Consider the following 21334-nt stretch of genomic DNA (forward strand, 5'->3'; position numbering starts at 1 on the left):
TTTTAACCTTAACCTAACCGTTAACCCAGCCAACCGCGTTTGATGTCGGGTGAGAACAGTTTAGAAATTTCTTGACTGCTGTTAGGGTCGGTTAAAAATAAAATAACGTGATCTTCTGCTGCAACTTCTATATCACGGTGCGCCATAATGACCTTGTCATCGCGCACGATGCACCCAATAGTAATGTCTTTGGGCCAAGGGATGTCGCCAATTTTTTTGCCAATGATGTCCGATGTGTTTTCACTGCCGTGCGCAACCACTTCCATGGCTTCTGCCGTACCACGGCGTAAGGTGGCCGCTTTGATGGTGTCACCATGACGCATGTAGTGTAAAAGATTGCTGGTGGTAATGCTGTCGGCCGAAATGGCCACATCAATGCTGTTCAGTTGAATCAGCTCAACATACGATTGGTTGTTGACCAACGCAATCACGCGGCGTACGCCCAGTTTTTTGGCCAGCATGCCTGAGATAATGTTGGCCTCGTCGCTGTTGGTGACCGCCACATATAAATCGATTTCATCAATATTTTCTTCTAACAAGAGCTCTTTGTCAGACACGTCACCATGAATGATAATGGTATGGTCTAAGGTTTCGGCAATGGAACGGGCGCGTTGTATGTTGCGGTCAATGAGCTTTACTTGATGATGGTTTTCAAGCGCTTGCGCCAAACTAAAGCCAATGTTGCCGCCTCCGCCAATTAATATGTTGCGCGAGGGGCGTTCTTTGTTTTTACGCAGCTCGTTTACAATGGCCGGTACGTGTTTGGTTTCGGCTAAAAAGAACACCTCATCACCGGCCTGAATCACCACATCGCCCGTGGGCATCATGATTTCATTTTTACGGTAAATGGCCACAATGCGGGTCTTTACGTGCTCGGGTAAATGGGTTTTTAAACTGCGAATGGGTTGGTTTACCAGCAGTCCATCGGCGTAAGCACGCATGGCCACTAGACGTACTTTGCCACCGGCAAAGTCAATTACCTGCAACGAACCTGGGTAGCTTATGAGCTGCAAAATGTAGTCGGTTACTAAATTTTCTGGGCTAATTAACACGTCAATGGGAATGGCTTCGGGATTGGTATTGCGGTCAAATAGCTCAGGGTGATCTAAATAAGAGCGACTGCGCACGCGGGCAATTTTGGTGGGTGTTTTGAACATAATATGCGCTAAATGACAGGCCACAATATTGGTTTCATCATTTTGCGTGGCGGCAATGAGCATGTCGGCGTCTTCGATGCCGGCGCGCACTAAAATGTCGGGGTGCGAAGCGTGTCCACTGACGGTGCGAATGTCTAAACGGTCTTGCAGGCGTTGTAGGTGCAAGCTGTCTAGATCAACTACCGTAACGTCATTGTTTTCGTTGGCTAACAGTTCAGCCAATGAAGAGCCTACTTGGCCCGCGCCTAAAATAACAATATTCATACTGTGCTCATTTTATTTTCAAAGGGCTCAAAAAAAATTAAATAGGGTTTTTGGGATCAATCCCCAACGCTTTAAGTTTACGGTATAAGTTGGTACGGTCAATGCCCGAACGTTTGGCGGTTTCGGATACATTTCCGGCAGTTTCTCTAAGCAATTGGCTTAAATAAGCCGCTTCTAAGCGGTCTTTGGCTTCTTTTAAGTTCACCGAGGTGTCTAAGGCGGCCATCTGCTGCGAGCTGTGCTCTACTTGAGTTAAAGCCGCTTTAATTTCATCGTCGATGACTTCGTTGTGCCCTAAAATTAATAAACGCTGAATAAGGTTTTGCAGTTCTTTAAGGTTGCCAGGCCAAGCGTATTGGCGCAATAGATTTTGTGCGCCCACCGTAAACTGTCGATATTCTAAGCCTTCGCGAGTCACAAATTCGTTGACAAAATAGTCAATTAAATCGGGAATGTCTTCGGTGTGCTGACGCAGTGCGGGAATGTGAATAGGCATGACCTTAAAGCGTTGCAATAAATCTTCTTTAAAGCGGCTGGGGATGCTCAAATCAACATCGGTGGGCATGGCCAAAACATCTAAGCTTTTACGGCTTATACCAATAATTCGTAAATTAAGTACCGTAGGCTCGGGGTGGCTAGGTAAGCGAGCCGTTTGAGTGGTAATGATTTCCATGAGCCATTTTTGCGCAGGTCGTGACAATTTTTCAACATTGGCAATGGCCAAGGTGCCATTGTGCGCCTCACGTAATTGGGTTTCTAGCGAAGTACGTCCGGCATTATGCACAGCAAGTTCACTGTCTTTTTCTGGCTCAATAAGGCTGTTGAGCTCTTGGGCGTTTAATGAAATAAAGGCATGTGCGTGGCGCTCGCTGGTTTTGTGCAAAGCATGGGCAAAATGATGTTTGCCCGTGCCAGGGTCGCCGCTGACAAATACCGGCATGCTAAATTTGGCTAGACGTTCAATGGTGTCACGCAACTCTTGCATGAGTTTGCTTTTTCCAATGGGTAAAAACTGATCGGGCAATTTTTGTTTAAGCAGGCGATTTTCTTGGTTAAGACGATGATGCTCTAGGGCGCGCTCGGCGGTTACAATTAATTTGGCCATTGAAAGGGGCTTTTCTAAAAAGTCGTAGGCACCCAGTTTAGTGGCTTCAATGGCGGTTTCAATGGTGCCGTGTCCTGACATCATAATGACGTTAGTGTGTTCAAGCAGTTCATCTTTGCGAAGTTCTTTTAATAAAGATATGCCATCAATATCGGGCATCCACACATCTAAAAACACTACGTCAGGCAGTTGTTTACGCCATGCCGTGCGAGCTTGCGCACCGTTGGCGGCTGTTTCGACTTGGTAACCTTCTTCAATAAAAATTTCTTTCATTAAATTGCGAATGTCTTTTTCATCGTCCACGATGAGGAGTTTGCCTGGTTTCATGGTGTCTCGTTTAGAAAAATAGGTAATTCAATTATAAAGCAGGTGCCGTTGTTTGGCGCAGAATTTAATGAAACTGTGCCGCCGTGTTCTTCGACAATTTTGCGCACAATGGCTAGGCCAAGCCCGCTGCCTTTAGGTTTGTTGGTGGCGTAAGGTTCAAAAATCCAGTTTTGTGCCTCTTCTGGTATGCCCGGTCCATTATCGCACACGGTAATGGTGAGCGTTTTAAGTTCGGTTGAACAGCTCGTGGTAATGAGTACTTGGGGCAAAATGGTGTTTTCGGTGGCTTCGAGCGCGTTTTTAATTAAGTTATGAAACAGTTGACGTAGCCGCACTGTATCGGCGGTGATGTAGGTGCATTTTTTGTCGAGTTTTTTCTTAACACGCCATTTTTCAGCGGGGTCTTGGTACATCTCTACAATGTCGGTAATGAGTCGATTGATGTTAAGCAGTTGCAAATCAATGTTGGGGGTGTTGGCGTAATCGCTAAACGCTTGCACCAATGTTTGCATGCTGGTGACTTGATCGGTAATGGTTTGAGTCATGCGCTCTAACAAGGCCTGCTCAGGGGCTTGCAGTTTGTCGTGCAGTTTAAAGTTTAAGCGTTCGGCCGACAGTTGTATGGGGGTTAACGGGTTTTTAATTTCGTGCGCTAAACGCCGCGCCACATCGCTCCACGCCACGTTAAGTTGGGCTTGTACAAGTTCTGTAATGTCGTCAATAACAATGACGTAGCCGCCAATGTCTTTGTCAATGCTGGGTAAGGTTGAACCGTGCAATAAGAGAATTTTTTGACTTTTTTTGCAGCTTAAGCGGTGTTGTAAGCTCCAGGGTTTGGTGCCCTGGTTAAACAGTGGTGCCACGGCATCGTACAGCGCAATTAAATGTGCGCTGTCAGGGTGGGTCATAACCTCTTCAATGTGCTTGCCCGAGTGTTGATTTAAATTGGTGTTTAAAATATCGGCCGCCGCGTCGTTGGTGGTGCGAATGCGTTTGTTCATGTCCAGGGTTAACACGCCGCTGGAGAGGTTTTGAATGATGGCTTGCAAATACAGTTTTTGCGCTTCGGTTTGTTGATGACCAATTTTAATGTCATTACGCGCCTGTGCAATGCGTTGCGTCATGTCGTTAAACGATTGAATTAAATCGCCAAACTCGTCGTTTTTACCAATGGCCATTTTAAGACTGTAATCGCCCTTAGAAATAGCTTTGGTGCCGATGGCCAAGGTGCGAATGGGGCGGGTAAAGTTTTGAATGAGCTGAATAGTAAACAGCACGGCAGTGACCAATGTGAGCAATAACACCATGCTTAATATCAGGGTAAAGCTGGCGGTTAACGGGCCCTTTAAGTACGACAGTTCTTTGTATTGACCTGACGCCATGGCCACCGACTCGGCTAATTGGGTGAAGTTAGCCGGAATAGGAAAAATAACTTGTAAGACGTAATGGCTGTTTAAATCTAAATCGGTAAAGGGAATCACAATACGAATAAACTCTTCGGCTTGAAACGTACCCGGACGGCTTTCGATAGCCGCGTAACTCTTTTTTGACGTACTTGCTGAAACAGATGGTCGCCGGGGGTTTGCGGCAAAATGGTGCTGCCATCGCGACTGCTAAAGGCAATCAGTTGTTGGTTAACATGGTAGAGCGCAACTTCTTGAGCATTTAAGCTGGCGCGTAACGCACTTACGCCAATAATGGGAGATGACGCTAATAAAAAACGGTTGTCGGTACTGGCTGAAAGCGTTAGGTTTAGGCTGTCGCGGGTTTTGTTGTCAAGGGCAGCACGAGCTAAAGCCGAGGCGTTTTCAAGGGCGGTTTCGGTTTTAACATCAAACCATTGGTTAATGCCTTGCTGAATAAAAATAAGTGAAAACACAAAGATAATGGTGGTGGGAATGCCCAATAAAAAGGTTAATACCAGGGTTAAGCGTAGGGTGATTTTAATGCCCGGAGTGCGTTTTTTGTATTGTACGCGCAGGTTGTAAAATGCGCGCACCAGCACAATCAGCAGTACGGCGACACCACCAAAAGTAAAGAACAGTAGAGCCGAATAGGTTTCAGCAAAACTCGAGGCGTTTTGCAAAATTTGGCTCATCACCACCAGCGCAATCAAAAGCGCGCCAGAAAGTAATACGAGCCAGCCATATTGTCGCATGGTTTGCCAAATTTTTGCGCTCATAGGGCGTCCATTCTTTAGGGGCTTATGGCGTTGGCTGGGGCGATAGTCACACTGCGCCAACCACTGCTCATTTGCCAATCGGGGTTAAACAAGGTGTTTAAAATGAGGGGTGCGGGCAGTTGCCAACGATTCAGTGAAATTTGCATTTTAACGGTGTGCGTTTGTTCTACATTGAGCCGGGATAAGCTCACAAGAGTAAAGTCTTGCAAGGTGCCTAAAGCCTCTAAGGCATTTTGTAGGGTAATAAAACTTTGCACGTTTTGATTGCGCTTATTGGTTAAAACATAGCGGCGATTAAAGCCGGTGGTGTGCAGCGTGGTTTCGTAGCGCACCGTTTTGACGTGCCGCTCGTAAGTCCAATTAGCAATGGCGGTGTGTTCGGTTAACTGAATTTCGGTGCGAAACGTTAATGGAATTTCGTGGTGAACAGCTTCGATTAACGCATCAGACAAAGTCACCTTTGTTTGTGAGTCAAGGCGCACTTGTTGGTCAGCAATTTTAATGTCCATCGCAATCGTAGAGATGTTATTACCTGCCCAGGCCTGGTTAACTTTAAACAGAGTTAACCAGGCCAGTAAAACAAGGGTAATGCCCATGACGCTGAACGTTGCGCTGTGCACTCTGTGACGCACTCTGTTACGCGCCCATGCTTTTGTGCAGTAAGCAGTAAAAAAAGCCATCCATGCCGTGTTCGCCCGGTAATATTTGTTGACCAGGTTGGGTTTTTAACCCCCATTCACACGCTTCTTTTGGGTTGTGCGCATTAAAACTTTGCAACACATCACCTTCTGTGGCACTGGGTTCTTGGGCTAAAAAATGTTGCATTTGCAGGGTGTTTTCGGCCGGTAAAATAGAGCAGGTGGCGTACAAAAGCTGTCCGCCCGGTTTTAATAATGGCCACAAGGCGTGCAAAATATCGGCTTGTAGGCTGACCAACGCGTCAATGTCTTCGGGCGTTCTGTGCCACTTTATGTCGGGATGTCTTCGAATGATGCCGGTGGCCGAGCACGGTGCGTCCAGCAAAATTTTGTCAAATAATTCACCGTCCCACCATGTGCTGGGTGTGGCGGCGTCACCCGCTTGGTAGTCGGCGTGCAGGTCTAAGCGGTGTAAGTTTTCGGCCAAACGTTCTAAGCGTTCAGGCTCTTTTTCTAGGGCAAACACGCGACTTTGATTATTGGACCATTCGAGTAAATGCGTGGTTTTGCCGCCGGGCGCGGCGCAGGCGTCTAAAATGCGTTGGTTAGCGAGCGGTTGTAAAATATTGGCGGCCAACTGCGCGGCGGGGTCTTGCACGCTAAACCCACCCATGTCAAAGCTGGGCAGTTGGGTAATGTCCTGGCTTTGCCCCAACGTTACGCCCTCTGGAGCAATGGGGTGAGCGTGGGCGTCAATGCCTTGAGCGTGCAGGTTCGCCAAAAATTCATCGCGCGATTGTTGGCGCACATTCACCCGCAAGGTGAGCGGCGCGGGTTGATTATTGGCGTCTAACACCGCTTGCCAATGCTCTGGGTAAGCGGTGCGCAGTTGTTTTACCAACCATTGTGGGTGTGAATACAGGTGCGCGGGTTTTAAGTCCGCGGCCGCACACAACGCGTCTTTGTCACGTAAAAAATTACGCAAAACGCCGTTTAATAACGCTTTGGCCCAAGGCTTTTTAAGCGATTGGGTAATGGCAACGGTTTCAGATACGGCGGCGTGTTCCGGAGTGTCCATGTACAAAATTTGATACAGCCCTAATAAAATCAGCTGATTAACGTCTTCGTCTTTAATTTTAAGCGGGGTTTTCAGCAACAGCCCTCTGATAGCCTCTAAGCGGAACTGCCAGCGCAAGGTGCCCAGTACCAAGTTTTGGGTAAAGGCGCGTTCGCGGCGGTCGCTAAATTGGGCTAAGCCTTCGGGTAAAATTTGGCTGAGTGAACGGCCGTGTTCAATGACATTTAGGCACATTTTGAGCGCAACAAAGCGTGGGTTGGCGGCTTTTTTGGTAGGGGGGGTGTTAAAGTTTTTACTGGGCGTGTGACTCATTCTAAAACCGTGCCGGTTAAGGCGCGGGCTTGCGCAAAGTCGTAAGCGGCCATGGCGTTTTTACCGGCCGGTTGCACCTGTTCAATTAAAATGGGTTGCGTACCTGTGGCCACCACAATTCCTTGCTTATTAACCGCAATGACCAGGCCTGGTACGTTTGGTTCTGAGTTTGTTTTAAGTTCAGTTTGCGCGTTCATATCGGCATCGGTTACATCGTCTACATTGGTTACATTGGCTACATTGGCTACATGCACCTTAGCCGACCAAATGCGCAAAGGCTGTTCTTGGTAGTGGCAAAAGGCGATGGGGTAGGGGTTAAAGGCGTGAATTTTTCGCACAATGACCTCGGCAGACTCAGACCAATTTATGCGCGCTTGCGCTTTGTTGAGTTTGTCGGCGTAGGTGGCCAAGTGTTCGTCTTGTATTTGCGGCAACAGTGTTTGCGTTTGCACATCGTGCAACGTGTGTAACAGCGCCTCTGCGCCTAAGCCGCTTAAGCGGTCGTGCAGGGTTTGCGCGGTGTCGTTATCGGCAATGGGGGTTTCTATTTTGTAGAGCATGTCGCCGGTGTCTAAGCCAATGTCCATTTGCATAATGGTGATGCCCGTGTGCGAATCACCGGCTTCGATAGCGCGCTGAATGGGTGCTGCACCGCGCCAACGTGGTAACAGCGAGGCGTGAATGTTTAAACAACCGTATTTGGGGGCGATAAGCACCGCTTTAGGCAAAATAAGTCCGTAGGCCACCACCACCATTACGTCGGCATTAAGCTGTGCGAGGTGCTCTTGAGCCGGCACATCGCGCAAGGTTTCGGGTTGAAACACCGGTAAATGGTGTGTTAAAGCTAAGGCTTTAACCGGGCTGGCGGCCAACTTGCGCCCACGTCCAGCGGGGCGATCGGGTTGCGTGTACACCGCAATAACATTGTGGGGCGAGTCAAGCAGGGCTTGCAATATGCCCACCGAAAACTCGGGCGTGCCAGCAAAAATAATATTAAGCGGCGTGTTTGGCTGTGCGGGTAGCGGTGCGGGTGTGTTTGTGGGCATAAATACTCAGTTTTAAAGTTGTTTTTCGTTTGTTTTGTTTTTGCTTGATGCAAGGGTTGATAAAGCGCGCGGTCAGTCGTTGGCTAACTCGGCCTCTTCTTCCATTAACTTACGAAATTTTTGCAAGGCGCGTGCGCGCTTAATGCCCGAAAGATGGTCCACAAATAATTTACCGTTTAAGTGGTCAATTTCGTGTTGTATGCAAATGGCCAGCAGTTCATTGGCTTCAATTTGCACCATTTTGCCGTCGCGGTTCATGCCGCGCACTAAAATATCGCTGGGACGACGCACCGTGCCGTAAATACCGGGCAGTGATAAACAGCCTTCTTCCCATGAGATTTCGCCGACACTGCGAATGATTTCGGGGTTAATCAGCGCCAAGGGTTGGTCTTTGCTTTCGGATACGTCCACCACAATGATGCGTTGTTGCACGGCAATTTGCGGCGCGGCTAAACCAATACCGGGTGCGTCGTACATGGTGTAAAACATGTCGTCAATGAGTTTATCTATGGCATCGGTCATTGCAGCAACAGGTTTGCAGACTTCGCGCAGTCCAGATTGAGGGTAGAGAACAATATCGAGTTTTTGCATGGTGTCGTTTATACTTAATTTTTTTAATTGGCCTATTATAACGAACTACGCCAACATTTTTTTGATTTAAGCAGGGGTTTAACGTGTCATTGAATACCGATTTGGCCAGTTTGGTGGCGTTGCACCTTTGTCACGCCACGCAAAAGCAGTTGCAGCAGGCGGTGGCGTTTTTTGGTGATGTAAACTCAGCCGTGCGCGCCACGCAAGCCGATTGGACGCGTGCGGGTATTTTAAGCGACAAACAGTTGGCGCATTTAACGTTACCAGGCCTGGCGAAAGAGATTGAAGCCACCTTGCAGTGGGGCGAGCAGCCCGCTCAAACGTTATTGGCGTTAAGCGATGGGCGTTACCCGACTTTGTTAAGTCGCATCAGTGACGCACCTATTTTGCTGTCGGTGCGTGGGCAGGTGAGTTTGCTCAACGACCCGCAGTTGGCCATTGTTGGCAGTCGCCATGCCTCTAAACAAGGCCTTAACACCGCCAAAGACTTTGCCCAGCATTTATCGGCACAAGGTTTAACCATTACCAGCGGCTTGGCGCTGGGTATTGACACCGCGGCTCACCAAGGGGGATTGCAAGGCCTGGGTAAAACCATTGCGGTCGTGGCCACGGGATTAGACCGCATTTATCCTGCGGCCAATCAAGCCTTAGGGCGGCAAATTGCCGAAGAGGGCGCGATGGTCTCAGAGTTTCCGTTGGGCACACAGCCGTTGGCGTACCACTTTCCTAAGCGCAATCGCATTATCAGCGGCTTGTCGGTGGGCACATTGGTGATTGAGGCGGCGTTGCAAAGTGGCTCGCTCATCACCGCCAAAACCGCCAACGAACAGGGGCGCGAAGTGTTTGCTGTACCTGGGTCTATTAATAACCCACAAGCCAAAGGGTGTCATCAGTTAATTAAACAGGGCGCTAAGTTGGTCGAATCGGGGCAAGATGTGTTGGAAGAGTTAGCGCCATTAATTCAACTGCCTATGCTCAGTGCGGCGCAAGAGAGCTTGGCGTTTAATGCGGCTGATAACACAGCACTAAATACATTGACCAGGCCTGGTCAAAGCTTAAATCATGTGTATAAAATTTTAGAGTTTATTGAGTATGACCCCATTGGGCTAGACGAATTGGTGGTGCTGAGCAAATGCGCGGTGTCGGATATTCAAAGCCAGTTGATGATGCTAGAAATGGCAGGACAGGTTGAGGCCTTGTCGGCAGGGCGTTGGCGACGCATTAAGGCTTGAGTTTTACATAATTTATTTGCAAGGTTTAAATGTGTTTTAAAGCGCAATGCGCGCCACGGCGGTGCGCCCACCGTCTTCATAATGCACGCTGTCAAAGCTGAGTTTACGGGCAATTAAAATACCGCGACCGTGCTGGTCTGTGAGCCGTTCGGCCGAAAACTCCATAAACGGACTGGGGTCAAATCCTTCGCCACAATCGTGAATTTTAAACTCCAGTTGGTTGGCCAAACGCGTAAAAACAACTCTAATGACTTTGTCGCGATGTTGCGGGTTTTGCAGGCGTTCGTCAATCACTTGCTGCAGTTTATTTTGCTTAATAAGTTGTGTTTTATCTCGATAGTTTATACCCAAGTTACCGTGTTCTATCGCGTTAATGAACAGTTCAAACAGTCCGACGCCACAGCGCTTAGGGTTGGGGGTTAACAGCGCCAAACTGGTGGCCAAACTTTTGGCTTCGTCGGGGGTTTTAAAGTGAAACTCGCCGCTATGTAAAAGAGTTTTGGCGGCGTTAAAATCCGCTAAACGTAACTTAATTTTTTGCAAATGACTAAAGCCGTTTACGGCGGTTTGCAATACGCTAATCAGCTGTTGTTTGGTATAAGGTTTTACTAAATAAAAGAACGCACCTGTGGCTAAACCATGCTGAATTTTGTAGTTGGATGGCGGCAAGTTTGTTTGCAAAATAATCGGAACGCTTTCGGGTTCGGACAGGGTTTTGAAAAGCGCGAGTGCTTCAAAGCAGGGCTCTTTCGACTGCGGTGAATCGTTTAATAAATAGGCACTAAAATAGGTGGTGGGTGCTTGCATTATTAAGGTTTTGGCCTGATGCAGGTCATGGGCAAACACCAAGTGATAAGGCTGGTTGGCCAGCGCCTGTTTTAAAAACGTCATGAGCGCAGGCTCAACATTTAAGACCAACACATTGGCCGGTAAATTATCGCTTACCGTGTCGGGAGAAAATGCAGAGGTGATAGAAGGGTGCAACATAGTAATGTTTTAATGTCCAAAAGGTAGAGAGCGTTGGGTGAGTAAGGTGATTATTTGAATGTCATTATAAATGACTTTATCCGTTTTATTACAAGTGTTTTGTGCAAAATCACTTATTAAGTCTAATTTAACTTAAGATTGGGGCTTTAAAAACACCTTATAAACGGGCAAAGTCAGCATTAAAAGCAAAAATAATGAAACCTTTGCAAAAAGGGGATTGCAAAAAGTTAAAAAGTTTTGCACCCTTAAAAAAGCATAAAAATAGACATAATCCAAAATGCGTGCCATTGTGGTCGCCATTTGAGACCTTTGCACGAGTGGGGTGCGAGAAAAAAAAGAGGAGAAATTTGCCTGATTGAGGCGGGAAACGCAGTGAATAGCTGGCTATTCGCAAGTTTTTCAACGAAAATCAGGCAAATTTTAACCATTTTTGGCCGTACATCCACTCGTGCAAAGGTCTCATTTAAACCCCTTTTAATGAATTCATAAATTGTAGAGCTTAAATTGTTATGACAAATTTGGTAATAGTGGAATCGCCCGCTAAAGCAAAAACCATCGAAAAATACCTAGGTAAAGACTTTACGGTGCGCTCAAGCTATGGCCACATTCGTGACATTGAAAAAAAGGGCATGGGCATCGACATTGCCGGTGGGTTTATTCCGCATTACGAAATTTCGGTAGACAAAAAACGCAATGTCACCGAACTGCGTAAGCTTGCCAAAGAGGCCGACACAGTGTGGCTGGCAACGGACGAAGACCGCGAAGGAGAGGCCATTGCGTGGCATTTGGCCGAGGCACTTAATTTGGATGTAAAAACCACCAAACGGATTGTGTTTCATGAAATTACCAAACCCGCCATTTTAAAAGCCATTGCCCAACCACGTACTGTGGACATGGATTTGGTGGACGCTCAACAAGCACGCCGTATTTTAGACCGTATTGTGGGCTTTGAATTGTCACCTATTTTATGGAAAAAAATTCGTACCGGCTTATCGGCCGGCCGGGTGCAATCGGTGGCAGTGCGCTTAATTGTCGAGCGCGAGCGTGAGTACGATGCGTTTACCGCCAGTTTTGTCTTTAGGGTGCAAGGCGTCTTGGATTTATTGGACGATAAAAACCAACCTGTGGGCAAATTAGAGGTAAAACGTACCGCCACTTTTGACAGCGAAGAGCAGGCGACCGCCTTTTTAAACGCAGTAGCCACCGCACAATTGTCGGTGTTGTCGCTGGAAGAAAAACCCGCTAAACGTGCACCCAAAGCGCCGTTTACCACCTCAACGTTACAGCAAGAAGCGGCGGCCAAACTGGGCTTTTCGGTTAAGCAAACCATGATGGTCGCCCAGCGGTTGTACGAGTCCGGCAAAATAACTTACATGCGTACCGACTCGGTTAATTTGTCCGAAACCGCGATTGAACAAGCCAAAGAGACCATTGTGGCCAACTACGGCGCGCAATACAGCGAAGTGCGTCGTTACAAAACCAAAAACGCCGACGCGCAAGAGGCGCACGAAGCCATTCGCCCCACCGAGTTTGGAGTGTTTGAAGTCGAAGGCGAACGTAACGAGCAACGCTTGTATCAACTGATTTGGCGTCGTGCCATTGCCTCGCAAATGAGTGAGGCGCAGTTGAAACGTACCACGGTCGATATTGGCATTAGCACGCTTGCGGGCGACAAACTCACCGCCAAAGGCGAAGTGGTTATGTTTGACGGCTTTTTAAAAGTCTACGATTTGGACGACAACGACGAGGGCGGATTGCTGCCGGTCATGCACGTCGGTCAGGCTTTAAAGGTTGAACAACTCAGTGCACGCCAAAGTTTTAGCCGTCCGCCGCCGCGCTACAACGAAGCCAGCTTGGTACGTACTTTGGAAGAGTTGGGCATTGGCCGACCTTCGACCTACGCGCCTACCATTGACACCGTGCAACAGCGCGGCTATGTGGTCAAAGAAGACCGTGAAGGCAAGCCACGCGACTATCGCACCATTGTGTTAAGCGGCGGGCAGGTGCAGGCGCAAACCTTAACCGAGATGGCTGGCGGCGAAAAAAGTAAGCTGTTTCCGACCGAGATTGCTGGCATTGTGACCAATTTTTTAATTAAACATTTTGGCGAAGTTTTGGACTACCAATTTACTGCCAAAGTAGAAGACCGCTTTGACTCAATTGCCCAAGGCCAGGTGCAGTGGCAGGCGATGTTGGGCGATTTTTACCAGCAGTTTCACCCCAAAGTGGTGGCTGCCGAAGACGTATCACGTGAAGAAGCCGGTCAAGCGCGTTTATTGGGGAATCACCCCCAAAACGGAAAACCTATGTTTGTTAAGATTGGTCGTTTTGGCCCATTTGTGCAGATAGGCGACGGTGAGAACGATGAAAAACCGACCTTTGCCAGCCTAATGCCTGGACAAAAGATGGACTTAATCAATATTGACGACGCGCTGGAGTTGTTTAAATTGCCGCGTGACGTGGGTGATATGCCCGAATCGTTTAGCGCCAGTGCAGTCGATGGCACGGTGTTTTCGGTTGAAAAAGGCCAAAAAATTATCGCCAAACAAGGGCCATTTGGCCCCTATTTGGAATTTGGTCCTAAAATGTACGCGCCCATCAAAGGCTTTGAGCCGCTGACCATTGAGCTAGAAGAGGCCGCGGCCATTATCGAAGCTAAGCTACAAGCCGACGCCGATAAGATTGTAAAAACCTTTAAAGGCACCGATGTGCAAATTTTAAACGGTCGTTGGGGGCCTTACATCACCGATGTGACCACTAAAAAGAACGCTAAAATCGCCAAAGACGAAGACCCTTTGGCGTTGAGTTTTGAAGAGTGCGTTAAACGTTTAGACGAAGCTCCAGAGCCCAAAAAGCGCGGTAAAGCCGGGGCTAAAAAACCTGCCGCCAAAAAAGCCACGGCCGATAAAGTGGCAGACGGCGATGCTGTAACCGTGAAAAAAGTCGCCGTTAAAAAGCCAGCGGTTAAAAAACCCGTGGCTAAGAAAGCCGTGATTAAAAAAGCCGTGGCTAAGAAACCCGTTGTCAAAAAAGCCGTTGTCAAAAAACCCGCCGCCAAAGCGTCCAATACTGAGTCGTTTACCGACGACAGCGTACCGTTTTAACCTAACCCGGAAAATTCATAAATTATGCACCCTCTCGCTTGCCTCTTGATTTCACAAGAAATATTTCTTCAGTCGGTCGTAATCGTGGATACGACACTTCTTTAGAAATTTCCGGGCTAATCATTTGCGTTAAGCAGGTTAAAAACCCTTTGACCAGGCCTGGTCAAAGGGTTTTTGGTTTGTTTAAATGGCGTTTGCGCACGCAAAGCGCAATTTAAACTCATTGATTTACATAATTTTAGTAAAATACCAGCCCGTTTAAACCTGTTTAAGCCAAATTACTTCTACTCCCCTTGACTACCTTTAAAGAGAACCGCTGATGAAGCCGCAAATTACGCAAATTTTGACCGACGTTGTTGAACAATTAAAAGCCCAAGGGGTAATTGGACAAGAGCACGCACCGCGTATTTCTGTGGAAAACACCCGCGACAAAGCGCATGGCGACTTTGCCACCAATTTGGCGATGATGCTGACCAAAGAAGCGGGTATGCCACCGCGTGAGTTGGCGCAAAAAATCATCAGTATGGTTGAGCACTCTCCCATTATTCGTAAGGTCGAGATTGCCGGCCCCGGGTTTATCAACTTTTTTGTGAACGAACTGGCCAAGTTTGACGTAGTGCCGACTATTTTGGCGCAAAAAGAGGCGTTTGGACGTTGCAACGTCGGTCAAGGACGCTCGGTGTTGCTGGAGTTTGTGTCGGCCAACCCCACCGGACCTTTGCATGTGGGTCACGGCCGCGGTGCCGCGTATGGCGCGAGCGTGGCCAATTTGTTGGCGGTGGCCGGTTTTAACGTGGCTAAAGAATATTATGTGAACGACGCGGGTCGTCAAATGGACATTTTAGCCACGTCGGTATGGTTACGTTATTTGGCGCTGTGCGGCGAAACCTTTACGTTTCCTAGTAACGGTTACAAAGGCGATTACATCTATCAAATTAGCGAAACATTGCGCGCGCAATACGGCTCGGCCTTAAGTAAGCCAGCGTTTGAAGTGTTTGCTGGCGTGTCGGCCGACGAAGGCGCGGACGGTGGCGACAAAGAAAAACACATTGATGAACTGATTGTAAAAGCCAAAAACTTATTGGGTTCGACCCATTACGAAGCGGTGTTTAGCGCGGCCGTGGACAGTATTTTGGCCGACATAAAAGAAGACTTAGCCGGCTTTGGCGTATTGTTTGACAACTGGTTTTCAGAGCGTTCGCTGATGGATTCTGGTGTGATTGATGCGGCGCTGCAAAAATTACAAGCCGCCGATAAAATTTACGAAAAAGACGGCGCACTGTGGTTTAGATCGACCGACTACGGCGATGAAAAAGACCGTGTTGTAGTGCGTGAAAATGGCCTTAAAACCTATTTTGCCTCGGACATCGCCTATCACTTTAACAAGCTAGAACGTGGGTTTGACGTGTTAATTGATATTTGGGGCTCTGACCACCACGGTTATGTGCCGCGCGTAAAAGCCGCCATGCACGCCATGGGCACCAATCCTGATGCGCTTGAAGTGTTGCTGGTGCAATTTGCAGTGCTGTATCGTGGCGGCGAAAAAATGGCCATGTCCACTCGCAGTGGTCAGTTTGTAACCTTGCGCGAACTGCGTGAAGAAGTGGGCGTGGATGCGGCGCGTTTCTTTTACGTGCAACGCAAATCAGAACAGCACATGGACTTTGACTTGGATTTGGCGAAGTCAAAGTCCAATGAAAACCCGGTGTATTACATTCAATACGCGCACGCCCGTATCTGCCGCGTATTAGAGCAGGCGCGTGAGCAAGGGTATACTCTTGATGTAGCGCAAGGTTTGGCCAGTTTAGACCAGTTAACCACCGAGCAAGAAGCGCATTTGGCCACCGAACTATCCAAATACCCAGACGTTGTGGCGCGCGCGGCTTTGGCTTATGAGCCGCATCAAATTGCTTATTATTTAAAAGATTTAGCACACGCTCTGCATTCGTATTACAACGCCAATCAGTTTATTGTGGAAGACGCGGCGTTGCGACAGGCGCGTTTAACCTTAATTAGCGCAGTTCAGCAGGTGGTGCAAAACGGCTTGGCCATTATTGGGGTCAGTGCGCCTGAGAAGATGTAATGGCACGCGATTATCGACACGGGCATCAGCCCAAAGAATCGTTTCAACGTAAGTCGCAAAAAACGGCGAGTGGCGATTTTGTGTCTAAACCACCCTCTAAGCCTACGTCTAAATCAGTTCCTAAGCCGACCCCTAAGCCAGTTCCTAGGTCTTCGTCTAATTTAGCGGCTAATTCAACGTATTCTCGTCAACCTATTAAGCCGCGCTACGATAATGGTGTGGGGCATGGCGGGTTCAAAAATGCTTCAAACCAAGAAGAGCCCGTTAAGCGATCAGCCGCTATGGTGTGGGGCGCGAGTTTTTTAGTCTCGTTGTTGCTGTTAACCGGTTTTTTTGTCACGCAGCACTTTGCCGATTTTGGCGTTAAGTCTGGGACACCCGTTGACCAAACTATTTACCAAGAGCCGGGTCAGGCTGCATCAACGTCCCCTTCACAAACGGCGTTAACCGAAGTGCCTATTGAAACCACCACGGTGGTTAAAGCGCTTAAAGTAGAGCAGTCTAAACCGGTTAATGTCAATCACAATGATATATTGCAAGCGCCAGAGTCAGTCGCGCAGGATGTGTCAGCGAGTGCGTTAAACGATTCTCCGGTTGAGTCGCAAGTGAGTGCGCAAGCATCGGGCGAGATGACCGAAGAAAAGACCACCAGTAACTCTTCTGCTGAGCCCGTTGCCGACCCAGTGCTAAAAAATCATTACAGCTTTTATCAAGGTTTAGGCCAAACTGAGGTTATGGTAGACGCCGTGCCTATTTCGGTTAAGTTGGGTGACCCTTATTATATTCAGGGTGGTACGTTTGATACCTTAGAAAAGGCTCGCAATGAACAAAAGCGTTTGGCTCAGCATAGTCTAAATTTGGTAGTGGCTAAATTTGAGTCGTCCAAAGGGGTGTATTATCGTCTGCGAATGGGGCCTTACAGCGATAGGTTGGAGATGAACAAAAAGCGCAACGAATTGCGTCGTCTTGGCGTGGATACGTTGTTGATTAAAATTCCAAAGTAGCCATTTTTGGCCGCACATCCACTCGTGCAAAGATTTCAATGCAATCCATAAATGTTATAAAAAGGCTTAGAGCGTAGCAAGTTTCTAGGCCTTTTTTATGTTAGCTGAATATGTTCGTTAAAGTGTAGGCAGTTGAGTTTCAGTTACGACTTGATTGCGACCGCTGTTTTTAGCTTGGTATAACGCGGCATCGGCGCGGGCAATAAAACTTTCGGCGGTGTCGCCGGTACCGTGAAAGTGTGCCACGCCAAAAGAGGCCGTAATGGTGCTTAAAGGCTCGTTGGCATTTTTACGTTTAAGATGAGCGGCGGCAATGGCCATCCTAATTTGATCGGCGCGTTGCGCAGCAAGTGCAAGCGAAGTGTCGGCCACAATAATGGCAAACTCTTCACCGCCGTATCGGCAAATAGTTTCGTTGTCTTGTTTGGTTTTTTTCATAATGCTGGCGTAGTAACGTAACACGCTGTCACCCACTAAGTGACCGTAATTGTCGTTAAACTTTTTAAAGTGGTCAATGTCACTTAATATTAAACAGAGTTTTTGCGGTGCACCTTGTGCGTCAAACATCAGTTCGGCAAGGGCGTTGTTAAAGGCTTTACGATTGCCAATTTCGGTTAGCTCGTCTTTCATTGAGTCGGCAAGGGCTTCAATTAATTGTTGGCGCAGTTGTTTGACTTCGTCACTGGTGCTTAACATCTCTTCTTGAAACGCTAGGGTACTGGCTTGCATTGATTCGGCCGTGTTGCGTACCGAACGGGTGATGCGCTTAACGTCTTCAGCGTTTAAATTTGGGTCTGACAGCGAGCTGGTGCAGGCGTCCAGTTCTTTGCTGTGGGCTTCTAGACGATTACTCCACAAGTCCATTTTTTTAACCATCAAATCAACCAAACGTCTAAACGCGCGGTCAAATTCTGATTGTGAATCGTCTTCTTTGGTTAAGTATTCATCGTACAATCGTTTGCCAACACGGTCATTGTAGCCAAAGGGGTCGTTTAAAATGGCATCAAACGCTTGTCTAAATTTAGGCTTATCGCCTTTAAGGTATTGATACCAAACAAAATAGTTAAGTGGCGTTGGATTGATGTTTTGTTCTTCAAATGCATCAATTAACTGCACAAAAATACGTTTAGCTTTATCGGGTGCATCTTGAAATTCAATCATAAAAGCAAAGACCTGTTAAACGAAGTGTTAAAAGAGACCTTTGCACGAGTGAATGCACGAATAAAAATGGTTAAAATTCACCTGATTTTTGTTGGAAAACTTGCTAATAGCTCGCTATTAGCTAAGTTTCCCGCCGCAATCAGATAAATTTTCTCTCATTTTTCTTTCGCACCTCACTCGTGCAAAGGTCTCAAAAAGTGATAAGCGGTAAATGTGAAACTATAAAATTTTACCATGTTTGTATAAGTGCGTAATGCAAAATGCGCGTTGTTACGTGCAAGCGCTAGAGAACTGGGCACTAAAAGGGTATAGTTTAAACGTTTTTTGTTAATGTCATGCATCATAAGGAAATCCTATGTTTAATCCGCATCAATTAGAGGCGTTGGCTCAGAAAATCGCTGAAGCCATCCCACCAGCCTTGGGTAATTTACCCAGTGGCGTGCAAGATCATATAAAAGCTGTATTGAGTCGAGCGTTTGAAAAAATGGATTTGGTTAGCCGTGAAGAGTTTGATGTGCAAAGTGCCGTATTGGCCAAAACTCGTCAAAAACTTGAAGCCTTAGAGCAAAAAGTAGCGCAGTGGGAAAACTCCAGTCATGACGTATAAAATATGGGTGCACCATGTTAATGGTTTAAGGTGTGGCGTTGATGTGAACACTGTGAACTTGAGGCAATGAACGGCTCAAACTTGGCAATGTTGGCCACCCGCGCACTCAGCGGCATGGTGTCGCCCGAGGTAACCGTAGAAGTGCATGCCAGTAATGGCTTGCCTGGCCTGTCGCTGGTGGGGTTGCCAGAAGCATCGGTAAAAGAGAGTAAAGATCGCGTGCGCAGTGCCTTGCTAAGCTCTGGGTTTGATTTGCCACCGCAACGTATTACCGTTAATTTAGCACCAGCGGATTTGCCTAAAAGCGGTGGTCGTTACGACTTGGCCATTGCATTGGGTATTTTAATGGCCACAGGCCAACTGCCCAATATGCCGTTAGTTGACTATGAGTTTTTGGGTGAACTGGGATTAAACGGTGAGCTGCGTGCCGTGCGAGGCGTTTTGCCCAGTGTGCTGGCGGCAAGCCAGGCGCACAAAATAACCGTGCTGCCCAAAGCAAATCAGGCCGAGGCGGCTTTGGCTGTAATGGGTAAAAACCCAGCAGAGTATTTACGTGTGGCGCACGATTTGCGTGAAGTGTGCGCGTTGTTGTTGCACGAGCACGGTTTATTGACCACGACCAGCGCAACCAGCGCAAATGCTGGGTCTTACAGCACCAACACGCCTGCAAATTTAGCCACTCAGCCCAGTCAGGCAGACTGGCAAGCTCTAATGGCCAGTCACCAAGATACGGTTTATGAGGATGATTTATCCGATATTCGGGGTCAACATCAAGCCAAACGTGTGCTCGAAATTTGCGCCAGCGGAGGACACTCACTCATGATGGTGGGGCCGCCGGGTTCGGGCAAAAGCATGTTGGCGGCACGTTTGATAACACTATTGCCCATTTTAACCGAGCAACAAGCGGTCGAAGTGGCGGTATTGCGTTCGATTGCTGGGTATGACGTGCAGGCGCATACGCTGTATCAGCGACGTATGTTGCACCCGCATCACACCGCTTCGGCGGCGTCTATTGTGGGTGGGGGCACTGTGCCTAAACCAGGGGCGGTATCATTAGCGCATTTTGGCGTACTTTTTTTGGACGAATTACCCGAATTTAATCGTGCGGTACTTGAGGCGTTGCGTGAGCCGTTAGAAACCAAGCGGGTTGAAATTTCTAGGGTCAGTCAGCAGGTGAGTTTTCCGGCTAATTGCCAACTTATTACCGCCATGAATCCCTCACCATCTGGATTTTTTCCAGACGATCCATTGGGGCGTTGCAAAGACACTCCCGACCAAATTGCACGCTATCAAAAGAAAATATCAGGACCCTTGCTCGACCGAATCGACTTGCATTTAGAAGTGCCACCGGTCGATATTTTAGCCTTGCAAGGCGATTCGCAGCCTGATGGCGACACTAGTGCGGTGGTGCGACAACGTGTGACCCAGGCTCAAGCCGTACAAATAGACCGACAGGGATGTTTAAACTCTGATTTAAGCGCTAAAGCCCTTAAAAACTTAATAGTGTTGGACGATTTGAGCCAAAAAATGTTGGCGCATGCCGTTAATAAAATGGGCTTATCAGCCCGCGGGTATCATCGAATATTACGTGTGGCTCGCACTTTGGCCGACATGAACAGTGGGGGTGAAACCCCTGTGAGTTCGGCCAATATTGCTGAGGCGTTGAGTTATCGCGCCATGCATAAGTAAGAAAGGACGTTATTTTTGGACAGTATGTATATCACCGCATTTGTAGTGGGTATTTTAGGCGGCGTGCATTGCTTGGGCATGTGCGGTGGCGTGGTGGGTGCCTTAACATTTAGTTTAGAACCCCGTGTGCAACGCAGTTGGCCGCGGATGATGCTTTTTCAGTTGGCTTACAACTTTGGTCGCATTGGCGGTTACGCCATTATGGGTGCGCTGTTTGGTTTGTTGGGAGCGCAGCTGGGTTCGTTGGTGACGTTTTTACCCGTGCAACAAGCCTTACAGGTGCTGGCTGGTGTGTTTATGATCAGTTTGGGTTTGTATTTGGGTGGCTGGTGGTTTGGTGTGGTGCAGATTGAACGATTAGGCGCCAAATTATGGTCACGAATCCAACCGTTAGCCAATAAGCTTACGCCCATTAAACGACTTGACCAGGCCTGGTTGTATGGCACTGTGTGGGGATGGTTGCCATGTGGCTTGGTGTACAGCATGCTTATTATGGCTTTAAGTGCCGGCAGTGCGCTGCAAGGCGGTTTGGTAATGCTGGCATTTGGGTTAGGAACGATTCCTAATTTACTGCTCATGGGGGTGTTTGCGTTTTATTTTACTAAATTAACCCGAATGGTTTTAGTGCGCCAATTGGCTGGTTTAAGCGTGATAGGCTTGGGGTTATGGCAAATTTATTTGGCGTGGGCGGTACAAGTGTAGCGAGCAGTTTTGTGGGTGTTTTTAAGTGCTTGTAAGAGTTTGTAATTAGTTGTAAGTGGTTTTAG

General features: G+C 47.8%; 17 protein-coding genes. 7 read left to right on the forward strand and 10 right to left on the reverse strand.

Annotated features, from left to right (window positions below):
- Positions 1-20 precede the first annotated feature (20 nt).
- The 8 genes from trkA to def form a co-directional block, all read right to left on the reverse strand.
- The gene (gene trkA, locus EP181_RS01025; protein WP_127470011.1) at positions 21-1421 is read right to left on the reverse strand and encodes a Trk system potassium transporter TrkA; all 1401 of its coding nucleotides are present in this window, start codon (positions 1419-1421) and stop codon (positions 21-23) included.
- A gap of 37 nt (positions 1422-1458) precedes the next feature.
- Entirely contained in the window at positions 1459-2853 is a 1395-nt protein-coding gene (locus EP181_RS01030) for a sigma-54-dependent transcriptional regulator (protein ID WP_127470012.1), read from the reverse strand.
- A complete protein-coding gene (locus EP181_RS01035; RefSeq protein ID WP_232023463.1) occupies positions 2850-4334 on the reverse strand; it encodes a sensor histidine kinase in 1485 nt (494 codons plus the stop codon). The genes EP181_RS01030 and EP181_RS01035 overlap by 4 nt, the downstream gene beginning before the upstream one ends.
- On the reverse strand, positions 4331-5035 hold the full coding sequence (locus EP181_RS12135; RefSeq protein ID WP_232023464.1) for a hypothetical protein: 705 nt from the start codon (positions 5033-5035) through the stop codon (positions 4331-4333). Before EP181_RS12135 ends, EP181_RS01035 begins: the two co-directional genes overlap by 4 nt.
- Before the next feature lie 14 nt (positions 5036-5049).
- Entirely contained in the window at positions 5050-5667 is a 618-nt protein-coding gene (locus tag EP181_RS01040) for a DUF4390 domain-containing protein (protein WP_172959654.1), read from the reverse strand.
- A 4-nt stretch (positions 5668-5671) separates the two neighbouring features.
- A complete protein-coding gene (gene rsmB, locus EP181_RS01045; RefSeq protein ID WP_127470014.1) occupies positions 5672-7063 on the reverse strand; it encodes a 16S rRNA (cytosine(967)-C(5))-methyltransferase RsmB in 1392 nt (463 codons plus the stop codon).
- The gene (fmt, locus tag EP181_RS01050) at positions 7060-8109 is read right to left on the reverse strand and encodes a methionyl-tRNA formyltransferase (protein WP_127470015.1); all 1050 of its coding nucleotides are present in this window, start codon (positions 8107-8109) and stop codon (positions 7060-7062) included. The genes rsmB and fmt overlap by 4 nt, the downstream gene beginning before the upstream one ends.
- A gap of 72 nt (positions 8110-8181) precedes the next feature.
- Positions 8182-8700, reverse strand: a complete 519-nt coding sequence (gene def, locus EP181_RS01055; protein WP_127470016.1) for a peptide deformylase — start codon at positions 8698-8700, stop codon at positions 8182-8184.
- A gap of 83 nt (positions 8701-8783) precedes the next feature.
- Here def and dprA point away from each other — a divergent pair, with 83 nt between their 5' ends.
- Positions 8784-9932, forward strand: coding sequence for a DNA-processing protein DprA (gene dprA, locus EP181_RS01060; protein WP_232023465.1), 1149 nt, complete (start codon positions 8784-8786; stop codon positions 9930-9932).
- Between the two features lie 36 nt (positions 9933-9968).
- Here the strand turns inward: dprA and EP181_RS01065 are convergent, their stop codons facing one another.
- Complete coding sequence (locus EP181_RS01065; protein ID WP_127470017.1) at positions 9969-10919, reverse strand: ATP-binding protein; 951 nt, start codon at positions 10917-10919, stop codon at positions 9969-9971.
- A gap of 509 nt (positions 10920-11428) precedes the next feature.
- Here EP181_RS01065 and topA point away from each other — a divergent pair.
- The 3 genes from topA (at position 11429) to EP181_RS01080 (ending at position 17110) form a co-directional block, all read left to right on the forward strand.
- Positions 11429-14023, forward strand: coding sequence for a type I DNA topoisomerase (topA, locus tag EP181_RS01070; protein WP_127470018.1), 2595 nt, complete (start codon positions 11429-11431; stop codon positions 14021-14023).
- A gap of 319 nt (positions 14024-14342) precedes the next feature.
- The gene (argS, locus tag EP181_RS01075) at positions 14343-16106 is read left to right on the forward strand and encodes an arginine--tRNA ligase (protein WP_127470019.1); all 1764 of its coding nucleotides are present in this window, start codon (positions 14343-14345) and stop codon (positions 16104-16106) included.
- On the forward strand, positions 16106-17110 hold the full coding sequence (locus tag EP181_RS01080) for an SPOR domain-containing protein (protein ID WP_127470020.1): 1005 nt from the start codon (positions 16106-16108) through the stop codon (positions 17108-17110). The genes argS and EP181_RS01080 overlap by 1 nt, the downstream gene beginning before the upstream one ends.
- Positions 17111-17227: 117 nt before the next feature.
- Here EP181_RS01080 and EP181_RS01085 read toward each other — a convergent pair whose 3' ends face one another.
- Positions 17228-18271, reverse strand: coding sequence for a GGDEF domain-containing protein (locus EP181_RS01085; RefSeq protein ID WP_127470021.1), 1044 nt, complete (start codon positions 18269-18271; stop codon positions 17228-17230).
- 355 nt (positions 18272-18626) lie between these two features.
- Between EP181_RS01085 and EP181_RS01090 the strand changes: the two genes are divergently transcribed.
- From EP181_RS01090 to EP181_RS01100, 3 genes are all read left to right on the forward strand, one after another.
- A complete protein-coding gene (locus EP181_RS01090) occupies positions 18627-18878 on the forward strand; it encodes an accessory factor UbiK family protein (RefSeq protein WP_127470022.1) in 252 nt (83 codons plus the stop codon).
- Between the two features lie 66 nt (positions 18879-18944).
- Positions 18945-20567, forward strand: a complete 1623-nt coding sequence (locus EP181_RS01095; protein WP_127470023.1) for a YifB family Mg chelatase-like AAA ATPase — start codon at positions 18945-18947, stop codon at positions 20565-20567.
- Positions 20568-20591: 24 nt separating this feature from the next.
- Positions 20592-21269, forward strand: a complete 678-nt coding sequence (locus EP181_RS01100) for an urease accessory protein UreH domain-containing protein (RefSeq protein ID WP_127471722.1) — start codon at positions 20592-20594, stop codon at positions 21267-21269.
- Positions 21270-21334: the final 65 nt, after the last annotated feature.

This window comes from Thiomicrorhabdus aquaedulcis, assembly GCF_004001325.1.
GTDB classification, from domain to species: domain Bacteria; phylum Pseudomonadota; class Gammaproteobacteria; order Thiomicrospirales; family Thiomicrospiraceae; genus Thiomicrorhabdus; species Thiomicrorhabdus aquaedulcis.